This is a genomic window from Pseudoclavibacter sp. JAI123 (genome assembly GCF_013409665.1).
Lineage (GTDB): Bacteria > Actinomycetota > Actinomycetes > Actinomycetales > Microbacteriaceae > Pseudoclavibacter.
The window spans coordinates 917,251-936,468 of record NZ_JACCCM010000001.1; the positions used below are offsets into that span (position 1 = coordinate 917,251).

Sequence of the window (19,218 nt, forward strand, 5' to 3'; positions counted from 1 at the left end):
GCATGACGCACGCACCCGAGGTTCCGACGTTCGCCTACGACGACGCTGAAAACGACTTCAGTGGGGCGTCGGCGAACCCGACTCAGAGCGCGATGTCCCTCGAGAACTCGACCGGCGCGAGTCGAGACACCGCAGGGGCGCCATACGCCGCCGCGCTCGCCGTGCACGCCGCCCGCGACTCCACTGCCTTCCTCGTGCCGGGCCACGGCGCCGACGCCACCGGTCTCGGCCTGGGCCAGGCGGAGTACTTCGGCGAGCGGGTCCTCGAACTCGACGTGACGCCACTGCTCGACGGCATCGACCTCGGCGACGGGTCACCCCGCGAGCAGGCCGAACGTCTCGCCGCGGACGCGTGGGGTGCATCCCGAACCTGGTTCCTCACCGGCGGTTCCTCGATGGGAAACCGCATGGCTGCGCTCGCCGCGCGCGGGCTCGGCGAGGGCGTGCTCATGCAGCGCAGCGCCCACTCGAGCTTCGTCGACGGCATCATCCTGGGCGGGTCGTCGCCGAGCTTCGTGCTGCCCGAAGTCGACCTCGAGCACGGCATCGCCCACGGGGTCACCCCCGCCGCGGTCGCGGATGCGCTGGCCGAGCGACGCGCATCCGGCGGCGGCGACGTCGCGGCCGTCTACATCGTCTCGCCCAGCTACTTCGGCGCCGTCGCCGACGTCGCAGGCATCGCCGAGGTGGTGCATGAGGCCGGTGCCGCCCTCATCGTCGACGCCGCCTGGGGTGCTCACTTCGGGTTCCTACCCGAGCTTCCCGACTCTCCCGTGCGCCTCGGCGCTGATCTCGTCGTCACGAGCACCCACAAGCTCACCTCGTCGCTCTCGCAGAGTGCGCTGGTGCACCTCGGGCACGGTCCCAACGCTCGGGCGCTCGAACCGCACGTCGAGCGAGCCCACCGCATGACCGCGTCGACAAGCGAAAGCTCGCTGCTGCTCGCGTCGCTGGACCTCGACCGCCGCGACCTCGTCGAGCGCCGCGACCTGCTCGAGGCGTCCTACGACGCCGTGCTCGCCGCCCGCGACATGTTCCGCGCCGACGGTCGCTTCCCGGTCGTCTCAGACGAGTTCGACGCGTACCCGTCGACGGTCGCGATCGACCCGTTCCGCATCCCCGTCGACATCCGCGCGACGGGCCTCGACGGGCACACCGTGCGGCTGCGCCTCGCCCGCGAGTTCGGCGTCATGGTCGAGATGGCCACCGTGAGCTGCGTCGTCGCGGTCGTCGGCATCGGCAAGACGCCGGATGCGCGTGTCCTGCTGGACGCGCTCGCCGCAATCGCGGCCGATGCCACCGCGGCGCCGCCCGCCACCGAGGTGCCAGGCGACGCTGCTGTCACGATCCCGCCGATGCCTGGACCGGGGGAGATGCGCATCCGCCCCCGCGCCGCCTACCTCGCCGACGCCGAGACAGTTCCGTGGGCGGATGCGATCGGGCGCATCTCCGCCGACTCGCTCGCCGCGTACCCGCCGGGAATCCCGAACGTGCTGCCTGGCGAGGAGATCACGGTCGAAGTCGTCGAGTTCCTGCGGGCGTCGGCCGCCGCGGGCAGTCATGTGCGCGGTGCCGTCGACAGCCCGGTTTCGGCGTTCCGAGTCGTCGTCGAGTAGCAGCTCAGCTCGTTGGTGCTGTGGCGCATACTGCTTGGCGCCTTCGTGACCAACATCAGTGCAGAATCGCCGCCTGGAGTCTGCACCGAGCTCGACGGCCCGATTTTTGCACTGATGTTGGTCAGGAGTCTTGCTAGCTTCGCCCGGCGTCGCCCGGGCCGCCGGCGTCGAGGATGAGCTGCAGGAAGATCACGTCGAGCCAGCGGCCGAACTTCGTGCCGACCTGGTCGAGGCGACCCGCGTGCGTGAAGCCGAGGCGCTCGTGCAGGCTGATCGATGCCGAGTTGTCTGCGTCGATGGCGGCGACCATGACGTGTTTGCCTGCCCTCCGGGCGCGGTCGATGAGCGCGAGTGTCAGTGCCTTGCCGAGCCCTCGTCCGCGGGCTTCGCCTCGCACGTACACCGAGTGCTCGACGGTGTGCCGGTAGCCCGAGAAGGTGCGGAAGTCGGCGTATGTCGCGTAGCCGAGCACGGCGCCGAGTTCGTCGACAGCGACGAGGACCGGAAGTCCGGCGGTTGCTCGGCCGGCGAACCAGGCGCGGCGGTCGTCCTCGTCGACGGTGGCGGCGTTCCAGCTGACGGTTGTCGTCAGCACGTCCTCGTTGTAGATCTCGGTGATCGCGGGGATGTCGTCGACGGTGGCGTCGCGGATGTTCGGGGTCACCCGGTCAGTATCGCGCAGGGTTCAGGCCATCATGCCGCGGTGAGGCAGAAGCGCTGCGATCGAGCCGCCGCGAAAGTCAGGCCGGTGCGCTGCCGGTCGAGCCGCGCACGGCGAGACTCGTTGCAACGCGCTGCACGCGCTGGAGCTGCACGGGGTGCTGCATCCGCTCGAGGAGGAGCGTGCCGGCCTGCACTCCGATGGCGAAGTTGCCGGTGTCGACGGAGGTGAGCGACACCACCTGGAACTTCGCGAGCGGGGAGTTGTCGTAGCCCGCGACGGACAGGTCGGCGGGCACCCGCAGTCCGAGGGTGTTGGCGACCGAGAGCACGCCGATGGCGGACGCGTCGTTGAAGGCGAAGATCGCGGTGACCCGCTCGCCTTCCGGGGCCCCGAGGAGCCGTCCGGCGGCCGCATGCGCGCTCTCCTCGCTCATGCCGCCAGCCTCGACGACGGCGTGAGCGGCGAGTCCGGCTTCGGTCATGGCTCGCAGGAAGCCCTGCTCCCGCAGTTCGCTGATTCGACCGGGCCCACGGAGGTAGGCGATGCGAGTGTGGCCGAGCTCGAGCAGGTGGCGGGTGACCTGGCGGGCGCCGGCCTCGTCGTCGTTCGTGACGATGTCGACCGCGGGAAGGTCGGGGTCAAGGGTGCCGGCGAGCACGACGGGCACGTCGTCGGCGATGCGGGCGACGGCGTCACCCTCTGAGGTGGTGCCGATGACGACGATGCCGTCGACGCCCTGCTGGATGAGGGCATCCAGCGAGCTGCGCCCGATGCGCTGGTCGGTGCGGCTGTCGGTCAGGAGCGTCGCGTAGCCGGAGGCGTGGAGCGTCGCGGAGGCCCCTTCGAGGAGCTCCACGAACCAGGGGTTGCGAAGGTCGTTGACGACAAGCCCGACGGTTCGGGTCTTGGCGCGGGAGAGTCCGCGGGCGTGCGCGTTGGGGCGGTAGCCGAGTTCCGCGATCGCGGTGAGGACGGCCGCGCGGCGGGTGTCGCTCACGTGCGGGGCATCGCGCAGCACCAGCGAGACCAGCGACTTGGAGACACCGGCCCGCTCGGCCACGTCGCGGATGGTGACGGGGGTCGAGGCTGACTTCTGGGTCTCCTCCACGGTGTCACCTCCTGACTGCGCTTCGGTCGAGCCACCAGCGTATGGCCTTTTCCGTCGCAGTGTGGAACTATTTGCACCGATCTATATTTGTCCAAGACACGCGAGCAAGCAGCGGCAAGCACTGCCGGGCACGCATCCGATGAGCAACGAGGGTGGCATGAGCACACAGAACGCGCGCCGGCTGAGCGCAGGAATGGTCGGGGGCGGCATCGGCGCCGACATCGGCAAGACGCACCGCTTCGGGATGCGGATGGACGACCGGTACTCGCTCGACGCGGGGGTCTTCGGGCGCGACCGCGAGCAGTCGGCCGGAGTGGCCGCATCCCTCGGGGTCGCGCCTGAGCGCACCTACGACACGTACCAGCAGATGGCGGAAGCTGAGGCCGCACGCGAGGACGGCATCGACATCGCCGTCGTCGCGACGCCGAATGACAGCCACTTCGAGGTGGCCAAGGCGTTCCTCGACCTCGGTATCAACGTCGTGTGCGAGAAGCCGCTCACGCGGGACTCCGCGACAGCTCGCGAGCTCGTCGACCTCGCGGCGGCCAACGACGTGCTCCTCGCCGTGCCGCACTGCTACTCGGCGTATCCGATGGTCAGAGAGGCAGCACGCATGGTGAGCGACGGTCGCCTCGGCCGGCTCACGTTCGTGGACGTGGAACACGCCTCCGGCTGGGCCGCGACACCGCTCGAGCTGACCGGCCACAAGCAGGCGAGCTGGCGCACGGACCCCGACGTGGCGGGGTTCCCGAGCGTCGTCGGCGATCTCGGCACGCATGGCTACCACCTCGCTCGCTACATCACCGGCCTCGAGGCCGATCGCGTCTCGGCGCAGCTCCACACTCTCGTGCCTGGTCGGAAGGTCTTCGACAATGCGACGGTCGCACTCGAGTTCAGTGACGAGGTCCCGGGTCGGCTCTGGGCGAGCATGGCCGCGACGGGCCACAATCACGGGCTGCGCATCCGCGTCTTCGGCGACGAGGGAAGTCTCGAGTGGCAGCACGAGGACCCGCACCACCTGACCTTCCAGGACCTCGAGGGCACGACCACGGTCTTCACGCACGGCCTCGCCTCGCTCTCCGAGGACTCAGCCAGGCTCACGAGGGTCGGCCTCGGGCACCCGGAGGGCTTCCTCGAGGCGTTCGGCAACTTCTACCGCGACCTCGCCGACGAGCTCGAGGCGCGACGGGATGCGCGCCCGTCGACCATCCGCGAGCTGTCGTTCCCGACGGGCATCGACGGTCTCATCGGCGTGCAGTTCGTGGAGGCCGTCGCCGCCTCGCACGCCGCCGATGGGGCGTGGGTCGTGCCGGCGAGCGTTGTCGATCACGAAGCCGAGGTGGCGGCCGCCGACGCTGAACTCCGTGTGGCAGGGGGCAACTGAGATGCAGAGATTCGCGCTCATCGGCGCCGGGTTCATCGGCGCCGTCCATGCTCAGAGCCTCGCGGCCAACCCCGATGTCGACTTCCGCTACGTGTACGACGTCGACCTCGCGAGGGCAGAGAGGCTGGCCGTCTCGCACGGCGCAGCGGCCGTGCCCTCGCTCGCGCAGGTCTTCGATGCCGCGCAGGTCGACGCCGTGCTCATCGCGTCCTCCACCAACAAGCACTCCGAGCATCTTCGGCTCGCGGCCGACGCGGGCATCGCAGCGCTCTGCGAGAAGCCCATCGACCTCGATCTCGAGCGCGCCCGGGAGACGGTGGCGTACGTCGAGGCGTCCGGCATCACCGCGATGGTCGATTTCAATCGTCGTTTCGACCGCGACTACTCCGAGGTGAAGCGAATCGTGGATGCGGGCGAGGTCGGCGACGTCGAGCTGCTGCAGCTCTCGAGTCGCGGGCCATCCATGCCGCCGCTCGAGTACATCGCGGTCTCCGGCGGGCAGATGCGCGACCAGACGGTGCACTTCTTCGACCTCGCGACCTGGATCACCGGCCTCGATGCGGTCGCCGTGTCCGCGACGGGCAGTGCCTTGGCTGAACCCAGGGTCGCCGAGTACGGCGACGTCGACACGTCGATCGCCACCGTGCGCCTCGCGAACGGCGCCCTCGTGCAGATCGACAGCATCCGTCGCTCCGGCTACGGCTACGACGAGCGCATCGAGGTGTTCGGCTCGGAGGGGCTGGTCGAAGCCAAGCGGCACAGGTCGGGCCAGGTGGCCAGGTATGGGAGCGGAACGGTGACGGAGTCGGGGATGCACGCGGGCTGGTTCGAGCGTGTGCAGCCCACCTACGCCGCGGCTCTCGCGGAGTTCGTCGGTGCGCTCGAGGATGCGCGTTCGCCGTCGCCGTCACTGCGCGAGGCCCTTCGCGCGCAGGCTGTCGCCGAGGCCGCCACTCGTTCGCTCGCGAGCGGCCGGGAGGAGCCGGTGGTCTACTGAGTGCGCGCGAGACCTGCCGTCGGGCGGCGGGCGACCGGATCTCGGTCGCCCGCCGTTCTGCGTCGAGACGGATCCGTGATGCGGTCTTCACAAGAAAGTGTTTGCTTAATACACCTGTTGAGCTATTGTCATGACAAGTCAGTGACGTGCTCGTTGCTCTCGGACAAGGATGACCGAGCGAGCACACGTGAGCTTCTCAAGGCGCCGTCCCCCAGCGGCTGTCTCGTCGAGCGCACAACTGACGTCATCACGGCATTCAAAGGAGTTTTCGTGAAGAAGAAACGTCTCATGTTCGGCCTGGCCGCACTCGCCATGGTGCCGGTCTTCGCACTCACCGCCTGCTCCTCCGCAGGCGGACGCGACACCGGAACGGCGCAGGACCCCGCGGTCGCTGGCGTCGCAGACACGCCCTCGATCAAGATCGCGATGATCACTCACGCCGCCCCCGGCGACACCTTCTGGGACATCGTCCGCAAGGGCGCCGAGACGGCGGCGGCGAAGGACAACGTCGAACTGCTCTACTCGTCTGACCCGCAGGCTCCGAACCAGGCTCAGCTGATCCAGCAGGCCATCGACCAGGGCGTCGACGGCATCGCCGTCACCATCGCCAAGGGCGACGCACTCGAGGACTCCATCAAGGCCGCCGTCGACGCCGGCATCCCCGTCGTCGCCTTCAACGGCGGCAGCAAGGAAGCCTTCGAGTTCGGCGCCTTCACCTACATCGGCCAGGACGAGGTCGTCGCGGGCCAGGCCGCCGGTGACAAGATCACCGAGCTCGGCTACACCAAGCCCCTCTGCATCATCCAGGAGCAGGGCCACGTCGGCCTCGAAGCGCGGTGCGCGGGCATCAAGGAGAAGGTGCCAGCCACCGAGATCCTCTACGTGACCGGCACCGACATGACCCAGGTCAAGTCGACGATCTCCGCCAAGCTGCAGTCGACGCCCGACACCGACGTCGTCATCGGACTCGGCGCTCCCTTCACCCTCACGGCCATCGACTCGGTCTCCGAGACCGGCTCGAGCGCCAAGGTCGCGTCGTTCGACCTCAACGCGGACCTCGCGCAGGCCATCGTCGACGGTGACGTCGCCTTCACGGTCGACCAGCAGCCCTACCTCCAGGGGTACATGGCCGTCGACTCGCTCTGGCTGCAGAACAACGGCGAGTTCGCACTCGGCGGTGGCAAGCCCGTGCTCACCGGCCCGACGATCATCGACGAGAGCAACGCGGCCGTCGTCCTCGAAGAGGCCAAAAAGGGCATCCGCTAACCAGCGAACCACGGTCGGGGTGGCCGCCAGCGCGGCCATCCCGACCCCTCACAAGGAAGTGCAGTCATGGTTCAAACCTCAACACCAACCGCAGCATCCCCCCGGTCGCCCAACACCGGCTCGGCCCCCGTCACCACCGACGAGCGCGTCGGCAAGCGCTCGCCGCTCTCTGTCATCCTCGGCCGGCCCGAGATGGGCGCCGTCGTCGGCGCCATCGTCGTCTTCGTGTTCTTCGCGGTCGCCGCCCCAGTCTTCACGCAGGTCACGTCGCTCGCGACCGTGCTCTACGGCGCCTCCACGATCGGCATCATGGCCGTCGGCGTCTCGCTGCTCATGATCGGCGGCGAGTTCGACCTCTCCGCCGGCGTCGCCGTCATCTCGTCGGCACTCACCGCATCCCTCTTCAGCTGGTACTTCGCCACCAACGTGTGGGTCGGCGTGCTCATGGGGCTCGTCTTCGCCCTCGTCGTCGGCTTCATCAACGGCTGGCTGCTCATCAAGACGAAGCTGCCGTCGTTCATCGTCACGCTCGCGTCGTTCCTCATGCTCACGGGGCTGAACCTCGGCATCACCCGCCTCGTCGGCGGCGGCGTCTCCAGCCCCGCGATCGCTGACATGGACGGCTTCGCATCGGCGAAGGCCATCTTCGCGAGCGAGATCCCGGTCTTCGGCGTCAACGTCAACGTCACCGTCTTCATCTGGATCGCCCTGGTGCTCGTCGCCACGTTCATCCTCATGCGCACGAAGATCGGCAACTGGATCTTCGCGGTCGGCGGCGACGAGAACGCGGCCCGCGCCGTCGGCGTCCCCGTCACGGCGACGAAGATCGGCCTCTTCATGGGCGTCGGCTTCTGCGCCTGGATCCTCGGCATGCACAACCTGTTCGCCTTCAACGTCGTGCAGTCGGGCGAGGGAATCGGCAACGAGTTCCTCTACATCATCGCGGCCGTCATCGGCGGCTGCCTCCTCACCGGCGGCTACGGCTCGGCGATCGGCGGTGCCATCGGCGCCCTCATCTTCGGCATGGCCAACAAGGGCATCGTCTACGCCCAGTGGAACCCGGACTGGTTCAAGTTCTTCCTCGGCCTCATGCTGCTGATGGCCACGATCGTGAACCTCGTCGTCAAGAAGAGGGCGGAGCAGAAGTAATGGCAACGAATCAGGCAACAGTGACGGATGCGCAGCAGTCGGCGTCGGCAGACCAGGGCGCGCACCTGATCTCGCTCCGGGATGCGGGCAAACGGTACGGCAACATCCTCGCCCTGCAGGGCGTCGACATGGACGTCGACCCGGGGCGCGTCACGTGCGTGCTCGGCGACAACGGTGCCGGCAAATCGACGCTCATCAAGATCATCGCGGGACGCCACGAGCACACCGACGGCGAGTTCCTCATCGAGGGCGAGTCGGTGCACCTCAAGTCGCCTCGCGAGGCCCTCGAACGGGGCATCGCGGCGGTCTACCAGGACCTCGCGGTCGTGCCGCTCATGCCGATCTGGCGCAACTTCTTCCTCGGCTCCGAGCTCACGAAGGGCTTCGGCCCGTTCAAGAGCCTCGACGTCGAGCAGATGAAGGACATCACGAAGAAGGAGCTGCTCGACATGGGCATCGACCTTCGCGACGTCGACCAGCCCATCGGCCAGCTCTCCGGCGGCGAACGGCAGTGCGTCGCGATCGCCCGCGCCGTGTACTTCGGGGCGAAGGCGCTGATCCTGGACGAGCCGACCGCCGCCCTCGGCGTCAAGCAGTCGGGCGTCGTCCTGCGCTACATCCTCGCGGCCCGCGACCGCGGGCTCGGCGTGATCTTCATCACCCACAACCCGCACCACGCGTTCCCCGTCGGCGACAGCTTCCTGCTCCTCAAGCGCGGCAAGTCGATCGGCTACTACGACAAGGCCGACATCACCCTCGACGAGCTCACCGCGCAGATGGCCGGCGGCGCCGAACTCGAGGAGCTCGCCCACGAGCTCGAGCAGCTCGGCGGCTACACGCAGGACATCGCCGTCATCCGCGAAGTGGAGGACGACATCCCGGACGTGCCCGCCAAGTAGGGGCAGCGTCCGCTGCGTGGATCATGCGAGAACGGCCGGCACCCGCTGCGGGGTGCCGGCCGTTTCGCGCGCTCAGGAGGCTGGTCAGCGGCGGGCGGCCGCAAATGGACCGTTGTCGCGGTCGACGACCTCCTTGCCGAGCGGCGAGAGGGAGATCGGGATCATCTTGAAATCGGCGATGCCCATGGGGATGCCGATGATGGTGACGCACAGCGCGATACCGGAGACGATGTGCCCGATCGCAAGCCACCAGCCGGCGAGCACGAACCAGATGACGTTGCCGATGAACGAGAAGGCGCCGGCGTTCGGCCGTGAGACGACATCGCGGCCGAAGGGCCAGAGCGCGTACAGGCCGATGCGGAACGAGGCGATGGCCCACGGGATCGTGATGATCGGGATGCAGAGCAGCACGCCGGCCAGCATGTAGCCGCAGAAGAGCCAGAAGCCCGAGAGCAGGAGCCAGATGATGTTGAGGAGAGTGCGCATGCGTCAAGCCTGCCGCAACTCGCGATGTATCGCGTCATCCCGGAGGCTGAACTCAGCATGTGCATATGTCATGACAAATGAGTGCAGGAGGGCTATGCTCGCAGCAGGTACGTCGTCGTGCCGAAACCCCCCCCAGCCCATCCGCAGTCCGAGACTGCCGTGCACACCGAGGTCCACCCATGAGCTCCACCACCCCACCCCCGTACGCCGGCCTGCCCGCCGGCGAGATCCTGAGCATCCTGCACGCCGAGGAGCAGGAGCTCGACTTCCCGAGCTTCACGCTTGAGGATGCGTGGCAGGTGGGCACCTGGCTGCGCCACGAGTCGATCGTGCGCGGCCACAGCGTCGCCGTCTCGGTCGTGCTCGGCGGACAGCGTGCGTTCCACGCCGCGACGCCAGGCTCCTCCGCGTTGAATGACGCCTGGCTCGCCCGCAAGTTCCGGGTGGTCGAGCACTTCGGTCACTCGACCCTCGCGGTCCGATACACGTACGAGGCGGACGGCGAGGACTTCGCCGCAGACTCCCTCCTGGACCCGCGCGAGTACGCCGCCGCGGGCGGCGCCTTCCCGATCCGCATCGGCGGCACCCTCGCCGGCGCGGTCGGCGTCAGCGGCCTCGAGATGCACGAGGACCACGCGCTGGTCGTCGAAGCGCTGCGCGTCCACCGAGTCCTGTCGTAGCCGCGCGACGGCCAGGGCTGCGGCGCTACTGGTCGGCGACGGCGTCAAGAACGTCGTCGGCGTAGCGCTCGAGCTTCGCCGCACCGACGCCGGAGATGGCGGCGAGCTGCGCGTGCTGGCGCGGCTTGACCTCGGCGATGGCGGCGAGGGTCGCATCCGTGAACACGATGTAGGCGGGCACGCCCTGCTCCTTCGCGGTCTCGGCGCGCCAGGTGCGCAGCCGCTCGAAGACCTCGCGCTGCGACTCCGTGAGGGCTGCCGCTGCCGCGCTCCCGCCGCCGGAGCGACCCGAGTACTCCCCGCGCGAGCGGCGCCCGCTCGAGCCGGCCGGCTTCGGGGGCTCCTTGCGGAACATGAGCTGCCGCTCGCCGCGGAGCACCGGGGCGGCCTCGCTCGTCAGCGCCAGCACCCCGTACTCGCCGCGCACAGCGAGCACCCCCGCGGCCAGCAGCTGGCGGATGACGCCGCGCCACTCCGTGTCGCCGAGATCCTTGCCGATGCCGAACGTCGAGAGCTCGTCGTGCTTCCACTGCGTGATCTTGTCGGTCGTCTTGCCGGTGAGGATGTCGATGAGCTGGCCGGCGCCGAACGCCTGGCCGTTGCGCTCGCGGTCGAGTCGCAGCACGGTTGAGAGCAGCTTCTGCGCCGCGATCGTGCCATCCCACGAGTCGGGCGGCGAGATGCACGTGTCGCAGTTGCCGCACGGCTCGCTGAGCTGCCCGAAGTAGGCGAGCAGCTGCACGCGGCGGCACGTGACGGTCTCGCAGAGCGCGAGCATCGCGTCGAGGTGCTGGCTTTGCGCTCGCTTGCGCTGCGCGTCTCCTTCGCCTTCCGCGATCATGCGGCGCTGCTGCACCACGTCGTTCAGGCCGTAGGCCAGCCAGGCGGTGGACGGCAGGCCGTCTCGGCCCGCGCGACCAGTCTCCTGGTAGTAGCCTTCGATGCTCTTGGGGAGGTCGAGGTGCGCCACGAAGCGCACATCCGGCTTGTCGATGCCCATGCCGAACGCGATCGTGGCCACCATGACGACCCCGTCTTCGCGGAGGAACTTCGCCTGGTGTCGCGCACGCGTCTCGGCAGGCATCCCCGCGTGGTAGCCGAGCGCGTTCACGCCCTGTCCCCGCAGCCACTCGGAGACGTTCTCGACCGACTTGCGGCTCAGGCAGTACACGACGCCGGCGTCGCCCGAGTGCTCCTCTTGGATGAGGCGCAGCAGCTGCGCCTTCGGGGTGGCCTTCGGGGAGACGCGGTACTGGATGTTCGGGCGGTCGAAGCTGGCCACGAACACCTTCGCGTCGCCGAGCACGAGCCGGTCGACGATCTCCTGCCGGGTCTCGCTCGTCGCGGTGGCCGTCAGGGCGATGCGGGGGACGCCTGGCCAGCGCTCCGCGATCATCGACAGGTTCAGGTAGTCGGGGCGGAAGTCGTGCCCCCACTGCGCGACGCAGTGGGCCTCGTCGATCGCGAACAGCGAGATGTTGGTGCGACTCAGGAGATCGGCGGCGACAGGCAGGCGCTCGGGGGCCAGGTAGATGAGGTCGAGCTCGCCCGCGAGGAGTTGCCGCTCGACATCTCTCCGCTCGTCGATCGACTGCGTGGAGTTCAGGAACGCGGCGCGCACGCCAAGCTGCTCGAGCGCGCCGACCTGGTCGTGCATGAGCGCGATGAGGGGCGAGATGACCACTCCGGTGCCCTCTCGCACGAGCGCGGGCACCTGGTAGCAGAGGCTCTTGCCTCCACCGGTCGGCATGAGCACGACAGCGTCGTCGCCAGCGCAGAGGCGCTCGATGATCTGGGCCTGGTCGCCGCGGAAGTCGTCGTAGCCGAAGACCTCGCGCAGCACCCGCTGCGCTCGCTCGAGCAGGGTCCCTGACCTGGCGGGGGCTTCTGTCTCGTGCGTCGCGACCATGCAAGCAACCCTAGGCGCGACGACCGACATCCGCTTGGTCATCCACAGGCCCGGCCGCATGCATCCGCGCACCGACGCGACCGGAAAGCGGGGGCCTCAGCGTGCCGCTATCGGGCGGCGCCGAGGCGCGAGACCGGCGGGTAGTAGCGGAACCCGGGGATGAACAGAGGCGCAGACGCCGCCCGTATCGCGCGCCGCGGGAGGGTGCGGTCGAACGGGTCCAGCTGAGCTGCGCGGTGCTGCTGCTCGAGCTGCAGCCGCGGGTCCACGCTCGGCTGCGATGCCAGGCGGGTCGAGGCATCACGGGCGCGCGCAAGATGCCGTGGGCTGTTCACACTCAGCTCCCATCGCCGGTGACTCGTCGCGCCGCAGGGCTCGCGATCTTGGGGGCTTCAACGCTAGCGAGAATCGACGCACGGCACACCCGAGATCCAGGGGAGAACTCCCCACCCGACAGGATGGCTGGGGAGGTCTGCCTCGGGTCGATCGGCGAAGGGATGACGAGGATACGGCGGGCAGCCGACCGTAGGTCGTTCAGTCGCGTTCGACCGTGAACCCCGACCCCGCCCATTCGGACATGCCGCCGAGCACATTCACGACCGGCTTGCCCTGCTGCTCGAGGTACGCGGCGGCGCGTTCGCTGCGGACCCCTGCGGCGCAGATCAGGTACACGGGGCCGTCCTCCGGCACCTCGTCGACACGATCCGTTAGCTCGCTCAGCGGCACGTTGCTGGCCCACGGGATGCGCACCTCCGAGAACTCGTCGCGTTCGCGAACGTCGATGACGGTGGCCTGCTCGCCGAGCTCTGCGAGCTGTTTGGTGTCGATGGTCTGCACGGGTGATCCTCCTGGTTGAGTCTCTGCACCGCGGAAGCGCGGGCCGCGCACCACGGTACTTCAGCGCACTTCGAGAGCGCTGGCGCACTGGCCTCGGGAGGAGTTGGGACGCCGGACGGGCTCTGACCTGAACGGAACTTGGCAAATCCCCGAAGGCAGGTGTACCTTCACAAAAGGTAAGCCTTACCTGGCCTACCGCGTATGGACGCCTGGGCTCTGGCTGGCCCTCACGCCCGCCGGCCCGTTCTCTTCACGCCCAGGAATCCAGCATGCTCGGCTCTCTCCTCATCGGCCTCCGCGAAGGCCTCGAAGCGGCGCTCGTCGTCGGCATCCTCATCGCCTACGCTCGGCGAATCCGACGACCGGACATCGTGCGTCGCATCTGGCTCGGCGTCGCGTTCGCGGTCGTCGCCTCCCTCATCCTCGGCGCGGTGCTCACGTTCGGCGCCTACGGGCTCTCCTTCCAAGCCCAGGAGATCATCGGCGGCACGCTGTCGCTCGTCGCCGTCGCCATGGTGACGTGGATGGTGTTCTGGATGCTCCGCGTCTCGAAGACGCTCAAGCACGACCTCGAGGGGCAGGTCGATCGCCACCTCGGGGGCAGCGGCTGGGGCATCGTCGCGGTCGCCTTCGTCTCCGTCGCGCGAGAGGGCCTCGAGACCGCGCTCTTCGTCTGGTCGACGACGCGCTCCGGTGACGGCTGGGTGCTCGGCTTCCTCGGCGCCATCCTCGGCCTCCTCATCGCGGTCGGGCTCGCCTGGGGCCTCTTCCGTGGTGTCGTTCGCATCGACCTCTCCACGTTCTTCACCTGGACCGGCGCCCTCCTCATCGTCTTCGCCGCGGGCATCGTGGCCTACGCGATCCACGACCTCCAGGAGGCCGCGTTGCTGCCTGGACCCTTCATCGCCGCCCCCGAGACCGCACCGGCCGCACTGCAGGCCTGGTTCGGGGAGAACGCGTGGGCGTTCCGCATCCCCGAGGTCATCCCTCCGGACGGGCTCCTCGGCGCGCTCCTCAAGGGCACGCTCGGCTTCACTCCCGAGATGACGAAGCTCGAGATCCTTGCCTACTTCGCGTACCTCATCCCGACCGCCACGCTCTTCGCCATCCGCACCCGCTCCGGCAGGCGGCACGCGACCACAACCTCACCCCAGCCTGCGGCGACCGCCGCGCTCTAGATACGCGCCCTCGAAGAAGGACACCCATGCACCTCAAGCCACTTGCCGCCGGACTGCTGTCGGCCGCGGCCCTCGTCTCCCTCACCGGCTGCGTGCCGAACGCGCCAGCTGACTCAGCGTCGTCGCTCGCCGTCTCGAGTACGGACTCGGACTGCACGGTCTCCGGCGCAGCCGCCGCCAGCGGCCCCATCACCTTCGACGTCACCAACGAGGGCGAGCGCGTCACCGAGTTCTACCTGCTCGCCGACGACGGCCTCCGTATCGTTGGCGAGGTCGAGAACATCGCCCCTGGCACGAGCCGCCAGCTCTCCGTCGTCGCGCAACCGGGCAGCTACTTCACGGTCTGCAAGCCGGGCATGATCGGCGAGGGCATCGGGCAGACGGAGTTCGAGGTGTCCGGCGAGGCGGTGGAGGTCGCGGCAGACGACCAGGCCGCCTACGACGAGGCCGTCACGAGCTACACCGCCTACCTGCGCAACCAGGTCTCCGAGCTCGTGCCGCTCGTCGAGCAGTTCACCACCGCCTACAAGTCGGGCGACGACGCGAAGGCCCGCGAGCTGTTCGCCGCGGCGCGCGTGCCCTACGAGCGCATCGAGCCGACCGCCGAGGCGTTCGGCGACCTCGACCCGAAGATCGACTACCGCGAGGTCGACGCCGTCGCCGAGGGCCTCGACTGGACCGGCTTCCACCGCATCGAGAAGGACCTCTGGCAGCCGCAGCCGGGCGACAAGAACTCCGACGACACCGACGCGTTCCTCGACTGGGCGCCCTCCACGCCCGAGGAACGCACCGCCTACGCGGACCAGCTCGTCGCCGACATCCAGGAGCTCGCCGACCTCGTGAACGGCGAGGAATTCGTGATCTCGATCGAGGACATCACGAACGGCGCGATCGGCCTGCTCGACGAGGTCGCGACGGGCAAGATCTCCGGCGAGGAGGACTGGTGGTCCGGCACCGACCTCAGCGACTTCAAGGCGAACGTCGAGGGCGCAGAAGTCGCCTTCGGCATCGTCGAGGACGTAGCCCGGTCGAAGGGCGAGGACGGCACAGCGATCGCCGACTCCATCAGCACCGAGTTCACGGCGCTGAACGACCTCCTCGGCAGCTACGGCAGCTACGAGGAGGGCTTCACCAACTACCGCGACCTCACGCCAGACCAGGTCAAGGAGCTCTCCACGCAGGTGGATGCGCTCGCCGAGCCGCTCTCGCAGCTCACGACCACGGTGCTCGGCCTGCAGGCGTAGCTCCTTCGAAGCACACCTGGCCAACTTGCGTGGTCACCGGCCCGAAGTCACCCCGGATGCGGTGAACCGGCGCAGATCATCACGCAAGTTGGCCACTCTGATCAGGACCACCCAGGAAGGCTGCCCGTGAGAGCAGATGAGATGCCGAACGATCCCGACGTCGAAGAACCGGCCCGCGGCCTCTCTCGACGCGGGCTGCTCGGGCTGCTCGGTGCGGGCGCCGCGGGCATCGCCGCCGGCGGTGCCGGTGGCTTCGGTATCGCGGCCGCGACCGGGGACGGTGCCAGCACCCACGCGGGCAGCGGCACCCAGTATCCGTTCTCCGGCGACCACCAGGCCGGCATCGTCACGCCAGCCCAGGACCGGCTCCACTTCGCGGCCTTCGACGTGCGCGAGGGCACAACCCGTGAGGAGCTCATCGAGCTGCTGCAGGACTGGAGCTACGCGTCGTCGCGGCTCGTGCAGGGCCTCGACGTCTCAGCGTCCGGCGCCGTCGGCGGCTCCCCGCTCGCCCCGCCGGACGACACGGGCGAGGCCATGGGACTGCCTCCGTCGGCGCTCACCGTCACGTTCGGCTTCGGGCCGACGCTCTTCGTCGACGTCGACGGCGTCGACCGCTTCGGGCTCGCGAGCAGGCAGCCCGTGAAGCTCACGCAGCTCCCACGGTTCTCGGGCGACGCGCTCCAGAGCGAGCTGTCCGGCGGTGACCTGTGCATCCAGGCTTGCGCTGACGACCCCCAGGTCGCGGTGCACGCCATCCGCAACCTCACGCGCATCGGCTTCGGCCGCGTCATCCTGCGCTGGTCGCAGCTGGGCTTCGGGCGCACCTCGTCGACGTCGACGAGCCAGGCCACGCCGCGCAACCTCTTCGGCTTCAAGGACGGCACGGCGAACGTCAAGGCAGAAGAGACGAGCGCCACCGCCGAGCACGTCTGGGTCGCCCCGGGAGACGGCCCCGACTGGCTGGCCGGGGGCTCCTACCTGGTGGCGAGGCGCATCCGCATGATGATCGAGTCGTGGGACCGGGTGCGCCTCGAGGAGCAGGAGCAGATCATCGGCCGCGACAAGCGAGCCGGCGCCCCGCTCAGCGGCGGCGAGGAGTTCACCGAGCCCGACTTCGTGGTCGAGAGCGACACGACCTTCGGGCAGCCCGCCATCGACGCGAACTCGCACGTCGCCCTCGCCCACCCCGCGAAGAACGCCGGAGCCCGGCTCCTGCGCCGCGGCTACAACTTCGTCGACGGCAACGACGAGCTCGGCCGGCTCAACGCAGGGCTCTTCTTCCTGTCCTACCAGCGCGATCCGGAGCAGTTCATCCGCGTGCAGCAGTCGCTCAGCACCGACCTCCTGAACGAGTACCTCAAGCACACCGGCAGCGGCATCTGGGCGATCCCGCCCGGCGCGCGCGAAGGCGGCTACGTGGGGGAGACGCTCTTCTCCTGACCGCGCATACTCCACGCCCAGGCGGCTCATAGATGCTCCATAGATGAAAGAGGAGACTGGAGCCATGCCTGCAACCGATCAGTCGAGCTCGCGGCTCGGCCCGAAGCTCACGGCGGCCGACGGATCCGCCATCCGAGTGCTCGTCGTCGACGACGAGCCCTCGCTCACCGACCTGCTCCGGATGGCGCTGCGCTACGAGGGCTGGGAAGTCCGCACCGCCGCGGATGGCGCCTCCGCGATCAAAGTCGCTCGAGAGTTCAAACCCCACGCCGCAGTCCTCGACATCATGCTCCCCGACACCGACGGGCTCAGCCTGCTGCACCGCATCCGCGCCGACGACGAAACGCTGCCCGTGCTCTTCCTCACCGCGAAGGATGCACTCGCCGACCGTCTGGCCGGACTCACAGCGGGCGGGGACGACTACGTCACCAAGCCCTTCAGCCTCGAGGAGGTCATCGCGCGCGTCCGCGGCCTCGTGCGTCGGTCCATGCTCACGCAGGGCACCGCGAACGACCCAGTACTCCGCGTCGGCGACCTCAGCCTCGACGAGGAGAGCTACGAGGTTCGCCGAGGCGACGACCTCATCGAGCTCACGGCCACCGAGTTCGAGCTGCTCCGCTTCCTCATGCGCAACCCCCGCCGCGTGCTCTCGAAGGCACAGATCCTCGACCACGTCTGGAGCTACGACTTCGGCGGGCGAGAGACCGTCGTCGAGCTGTACATCTCCTACCTGCGCAAGAAGGTCGACGCCGGCCGGGAGCCCATGATCAGCACGGTGCGCGGTGTGGGGTACATGCTCAAGGCCACGGAATGACCTCGCCCCTCGCCGGGCAGGGAGGATATGCCGAAGCGGCCGCCCCGCAGGGCCGCGCACCGATGACGCTTCGCCGGAGGCTCGTGCTCGGCCTCGTCGCGACGCTCGTCACCGTCACCGCCGTCATCGGCGCCGTGAGCGTCTCGCTGCTGCACAACGTGCTCGTCGACCGGCTCGACCAGCAGCTGCTCTCTGCCAGCGACCGCGGACGCGAGGGCGCATCCGGTCCCGGCGACACGGGCGGGCCGCTGTCGCTCACGCCGAACGCGACCTTCGTGCTGAAGCTGCCCGGCCAGGCCGAGGGCACGGTCGGGGCGGTCATCGACGGCGGCGAGGTCATCTCCGCCGGCGCCCTCGACAGCCTCGGCGAGGTCGTCCTCATCTCGCCGAGCACGGCGGAGTCGCTCGCGAGCGTGCCCCTGGACGGGCGGGCGCACACGGTCACCGTCGACGGCATCGGCGAGGTCAGGGCGCAGGCGAGCGAAGGGCCCGCCGGGTACGGGGTCGTCATCGCCCTCCCGCTCGGCGACGTCAACGCGACGACCACCACGCTGAGTCTCATGATCGGCCTCATCGGGCTGCTCGGCATCGCGCTCGCCGCCCTGTTCACGTCTCGCTGGATCCGCGCATCCATGGCCCCGCTCGAACGGGTCGAGCACCTCGCGACCAGCATCTCGAAGCTGCCGCTCACCTCGGGCGACGCCGCGCTCGACGTGCGCGTCGACCCCCGTGACGCCGACCCTCGAACCGAGGTCGGGCGCATGGGGCAGGCGTTCAACACGATGCTCGGGCACATCTCCCGCGCCTTCACGGCGAGGGAGGCGAGCGAAGCGAAGATGCGGCAGTTCGTCGCGGACGCGAGTCACGAGCTGCGCACGCCCCTCGCGTCGATCCGCGGCTACTCCGAACTGACACGTCGCAGCCGCGCCGACCTGCCGGAGGACACGGCGCGCGCGCTCGAGCGCATCGACTCGGAGTCCGTCCGCATGACCGCTCTCGTCGAGGAGCTCCTCCTGCTCGCTCGACTCGACGAGGGCGTGGAGGCCACTCGCGGCAGGGTCGACCTGTCCCTCATCGCCCTCGAGACAGTCGGCGACGCGGATGCCGCCTGGCCCGATCACCGGTGGAACCTCGATATCCCCGGCGAGCCCATCGAGGTGGTGGGGGTCGAGGGTCAGCTGCGCCGCGTCGTCTCGAACCTGCTGGCCAACGCCGACGCGCACACGCCGGCCGGCACCAACGTCACGCTGACGCTCGGCGTCGATGGCCGGTTCGCGATGCTCAGCGTCCTCGACGACGGCCCGGGCATCGACCCCGCCGTGCTCGGCCACCTCTTCGAGCGTTTCGTGCGCGGCGACACGTCGCGCGCCCGCGGCGAGACCGAGGCCGGTGACATTCCGGTGACCAGGGGAACAGGTCTCGGCCTCTCCATCGTGAAGAGCGTCGTGGATGCGCACGGCGGCACGATCGCCGTCGACAGCCGACCCGGCGCCACGCGCTTCACGGTGCGCCTGCCGCTCGCTACCCCAGCCCAGGGCTGAGGG

At 69.1% G+C, this 19,218-nt stretch carries 18 protein-coding genes; 12 read left to right on the plus strand and 6 right to left on the minus strand.

The window, feature by feature from the left end; genetic code table 11:
* Positions 1–2 precede the first annotated feature (2 nt).
* The gene (locus HDC34_RS04430; protein ID WP_257023074.1) at positions 3–1,616 is read left to right on the plus strand and encodes an aminotransferase class I/II-fold pyridoxal phosphate-dependent enzyme; all 1,614 of its coding nucleotides are present in this window, start codon (positions 3–5) and stop codon (positions 1,614–1,616) included.
* Positions 1,617–1,749: 133 nt separating this feature from the next.
* On the opposite strand, the gene HDC34_RS04435 is transcribed toward HDC34_RS04430, so the two are convergent.
* Together HDC34_RS04435 and HDC34_RS04440 are read right to left on the minus strand one after the other, a co-directional pair.
* Entirely contained in the window at positions 1,750–2,280 is a 531-nt protein-coding gene (locus HDC34_RS04435) for a GNAT family N-acetyltransferase (RefSeq protein WP_179556013.1), read from the minus strand.
* Positions 2,281–2,356: 76 nt separating this feature from the next.
* Positions 2,357–3,388, minus strand: coding sequence for a LacI family DNA-binding transcriptional regulator (locus tag HDC34_RS04440; RefSeq protein ID WP_104310444.1), 1,032 nt, complete (start codon positions 3,386–3,388; stop codon positions 2,357–2,359).
* 157 nt (positions 3,389–3,545) lie between these two features.
* Here HDC34_RS04440 and HDC34_RS04445 point away from each other — a divergent pair, with 157 nt between their 5' ends.
* From HDC34_RS04445 to HDC34_RS04465, 5 genes are all read left to right on the plus strand, one after another.
* Positions 3,546–4,772, plus strand: coding sequence for a Gfo/Idh/MocA family protein (locus HDC34_RS04445; RefSeq protein ID WP_179556014.1), 1,227 nt, complete (start codon positions 3,546–3,548; stop codon positions 4,770–4,772).
* Position 4,773: 1 nt separating this feature from the next.
* On the plus strand, positions 4,774–5,769 hold the full coding sequence (locus HDC34_RS04450; RefSeq protein ID WP_179556015.1) for a Gfo/Idh/MocA family oxidoreductase: 996 nt from the start codon (positions 4,774–4,776) through the stop codon (positions 5,767–5,769).
* A gap of 288 nt (positions 5,770–6,057) precedes the next feature.
* Positions 6,058–7,035, plus strand: a complete 978-nt coding sequence (locus HDC34_RS04455; RefSeq protein ID WP_179557089.1) for a substrate-binding domain-containing protein — start codon at positions 6,058–6,060, stop codon at positions 7,033–7,035.
* Positions 7,036–7,101: 66 nt separating this feature from the next.
* Positions 7,102–8,184, plus strand: a complete 1,083-nt coding sequence (locus HDC34_RS04460) for an ABC transporter permease (protein WP_151422077.1) — start codon at positions 7,102–7,104, stop codon at positions 8,182–8,184.
* Positions 8,184–9,083 (plus strand): ATP-binding cassette domain-containing protein, encoded by a 900-nt coding sequence (locus tag HDC34_RS04465; protein WP_179556016.1) that lies wholly within the window; start codon positions 8,184–8,186, stop codon positions 9,081–9,083. The genes HDC34_RS04460 and HDC34_RS04465 overlap by 1 nt, the downstream gene beginning before the upstream one ends.
* A gap of 84 nt (positions 9,084–9,167) precedes the next feature.
* On the opposite strand, the gene HDC34_RS04470 is transcribed toward HDC34_RS04465, so the two are convergent.
* Positions 9,168–9,569, minus strand: coding sequence for a YccF domain-containing protein (locus tag HDC34_RS04470; RefSeq protein WP_104310448.1), 402 nt, complete (start codon positions 9,567–9,569; stop codon positions 9,168–9,170).
* A 179-nt stretch (positions 9,570–9,748) separates the two neighbouring features.
* Here HDC34_RS04470 and HDC34_RS04475 point away from each other — a divergent pair, with 179 nt between their 5' ends.
* On the plus strand, positions 9,749–10,249 hold the full coding sequence (locus HDC34_RS04475) for a heme-degrading domain-containing protein (RefSeq protein ID WP_179556017.1): 501 nt from the start codon (positions 9,749–9,751) through the stop codon (positions 10,247–10,249).
* Between the two features lie 25 nt (positions 10,250–10,274).
* Here the strand turns inward: HDC34_RS04475 and recQ are convergent, their stop codons facing one another.
* From recQ to HDC34_RS04490, 3 genes are all read right to left on the minus strand, one after another.
* Positions 10,275–12,158 (minus strand): DNA helicase RecQ, encoded by a 1,884-nt coding sequence (recQ, locus tag HDC34_RS04480; RefSeq protein ID WP_257023075.1) that lies wholly within the window; start codon positions 12,156–12,158, stop codon positions 10,275–10,277.
* A gap of 107 nt (positions 12,159–12,265) precedes the next feature.
* Positions 12,266–12,493, minus strand: a complete 228-nt coding sequence (locus HDC34_RS04485; RefSeq protein ID WP_104310451.1) for a hypothetical protein — start codon at positions 12,491–12,493, stop codon at positions 12,266–12,268.
* Positions 12,494–12,692: 199 nt separating this feature from the next.
* Positions 12,693–12,995 (minus strand): rhodanese-like domain-containing protein, encoded by a 303-nt coding sequence (locus HDC34_RS04490; protein WP_179556018.1) that lies wholly within the window; start codon positions 12,993–12,995, stop codon positions 12,693–12,695.
* Positions 12,996–13,264: 269 nt separating this feature from the next.
* Between HDC34_RS04490 and efeU the strand changes: the two genes are divergently transcribed.
* The 5 genes from efeU to HDC34_RS04515 all read left to right on the plus strand — a co-directional run bounded on the left by efeU (position 13,265) and on the right by HDC34_RS04515 (position 19,215).
* Positions 13,265–14,173 carry an iron uptake transporter permease EfeU gene (gene efeU / locus HDC34_RS04495; RefSeq protein WP_179556019.1) on the plus strand — a complete coding sequence of 303 codons (909 nt, stop codon included), beginning with the start codon at positions 13,265–13,267 and terminating at the stop codon, positions 14,171–14,173.
* 26 nt (positions 14,174–14,199) lie between these two features.
* Positions 14,200–15,417 (plus strand): iron uptake system protein EfeO, encoded by a 1,218-nt coding sequence (gene efeO / locus HDC34_RS04500; protein WP_179556020.1) that lies wholly within the window; start codon positions 14,200–14,202, stop codon positions 15,415–15,417.
* A gap of 141 nt (positions 15,418–15,558) precedes the next feature.
* A complete protein-coding gene (gene efeB, locus HDC34_RS04505) occupies positions 15,559–16,860 on the plus strand; it encodes an iron uptake transporter deferrochelatase/peroxidase subunit (RefSeq protein ID WP_179556021.1) in 1,302 nt (433 codons plus the stop codon).
* Between the two features lie 64 nt (positions 16,861–16,924).
* Entirely contained in the window at positions 16,925–17,674 is a 750-nt protein-coding gene (locus HDC34_RS04510) for a response regulator transcription factor (protein ID WP_104310456.1), read from the plus strand.
* A complete protein-coding gene (locus tag HDC34_RS04515) occupies positions 17,671–19,215 on the plus strand; it encodes a cell wall metabolism sensor histidine kinase WalK (RefSeq protein WP_179556022.1) in 1,545 nt (514 codons plus the stop codon). Before HDC34_RS04510 ends, HDC34_RS04515 begins: the two co-directional genes overlap by 4 nt.
* Positions 19,216–19,218 lie beyond the last annotated feature (3 nt).

Excerpts from the sequence above, each read along its gene's own strand:
- efeB (WP_179556021.1), top strand. The coding sequence starts at position 15,559 with ATGCCGAACGATCCCGACGTCGAAGAACCGGCCCGCGGCCTCTCTCGA.
- HDC34_RS04475 (WP_179556017.1), top strand. The coding sequence starts at position 9,749 with ATGAGCTCCACCACCCCACCCCCGTACGCCGGCCTGCCCGCCGGCGAG.
- HDC34_RS04465 (WP_179556016.1), top strand. The coding sequence starts at position 8,184 with ATGGCAACGAATCAGGCAACAGTGACGGATGCGCAGCAGTCGGCGTCG.
- HDC34_RS04460 (WP_151422077.1), top strand. The coding sequence starts at position 7,102 with ATGGTTCAAACCTCAACACCAACCGCAGCATCCCCCCGGTCGCCCAAC.
- HDC34_RS04455 (WP_179557089.1), top strand. The coding sequence starts at position 6,058 with ATGTTCGGCCTGGCCGCACTCGCCATGGTGCCGGTCTTCGCACTCACC.
- HDC34_RS04515 (WP_179556022.1), top strand. The coding sequence starts at position 17,671 with ATGACCTCGCCCCTCGCCGGGCAGGGAGGATATGCCGAAGCGGCCGCC.
- HDC34_RS04450 (WP_179556015.1), top strand. The coding sequence starts at position 4,774 with ATGCAGAGATTCGCGCTCATCGGCGCCGGGTTCATCGGCGCCGTCCAT.
- efeO (WP_179556020.1), top strand. The coding sequence starts at position 14,200 with ATGCACCTCAAGCCACTTGCCGCCGGACTGCTGTCGGCCGCGGCCCTC.
- HDC34_RS04510 (WP_104310456.1), top strand. The coding sequence starts at position 16,925 with ATGCCTGCAACCGATCAGTCGAGCTCGCGGCTCGGCCCGAAGCTCACG.
- efeU (WP_179556019.1), top strand. The coding sequence starts at position 13,265 with ATGCTCGGCTCTCTCCTCATCGGCCTCCGCGAAGGCCTCGAAGCGGCG.
- recQ (WP_257023075.1), bottom strand. The coding sequence starts at position 12,158 with ATGGTCGCGACGCACGAGACAGAAGCCCCCGCCAGGTCAGGGACCCTG.
- HDC34_RS04445 (WP_179556014.1), top strand. The coding sequence starts at position 3,546 with ATGAGCACACAGAACGCGCGCCGGCTGAGCGCAGGAATGGTCGGGGGC.
- HDC34_RS04430 (WP_257023074.1), top strand. The coding sequence starts at position 3 with ATGACGCACGCACCCGAGGTTCCGACGTTCGCCTACGACGACGCTGAA.
- HDC34_RS04470 (WP_104310448.1), bottom strand. The coding sequence starts at position 9,569 with ATGCGCACTCTCCTCAACATCATCTGGCTCCTGCTCTCGGGCTTCTGG.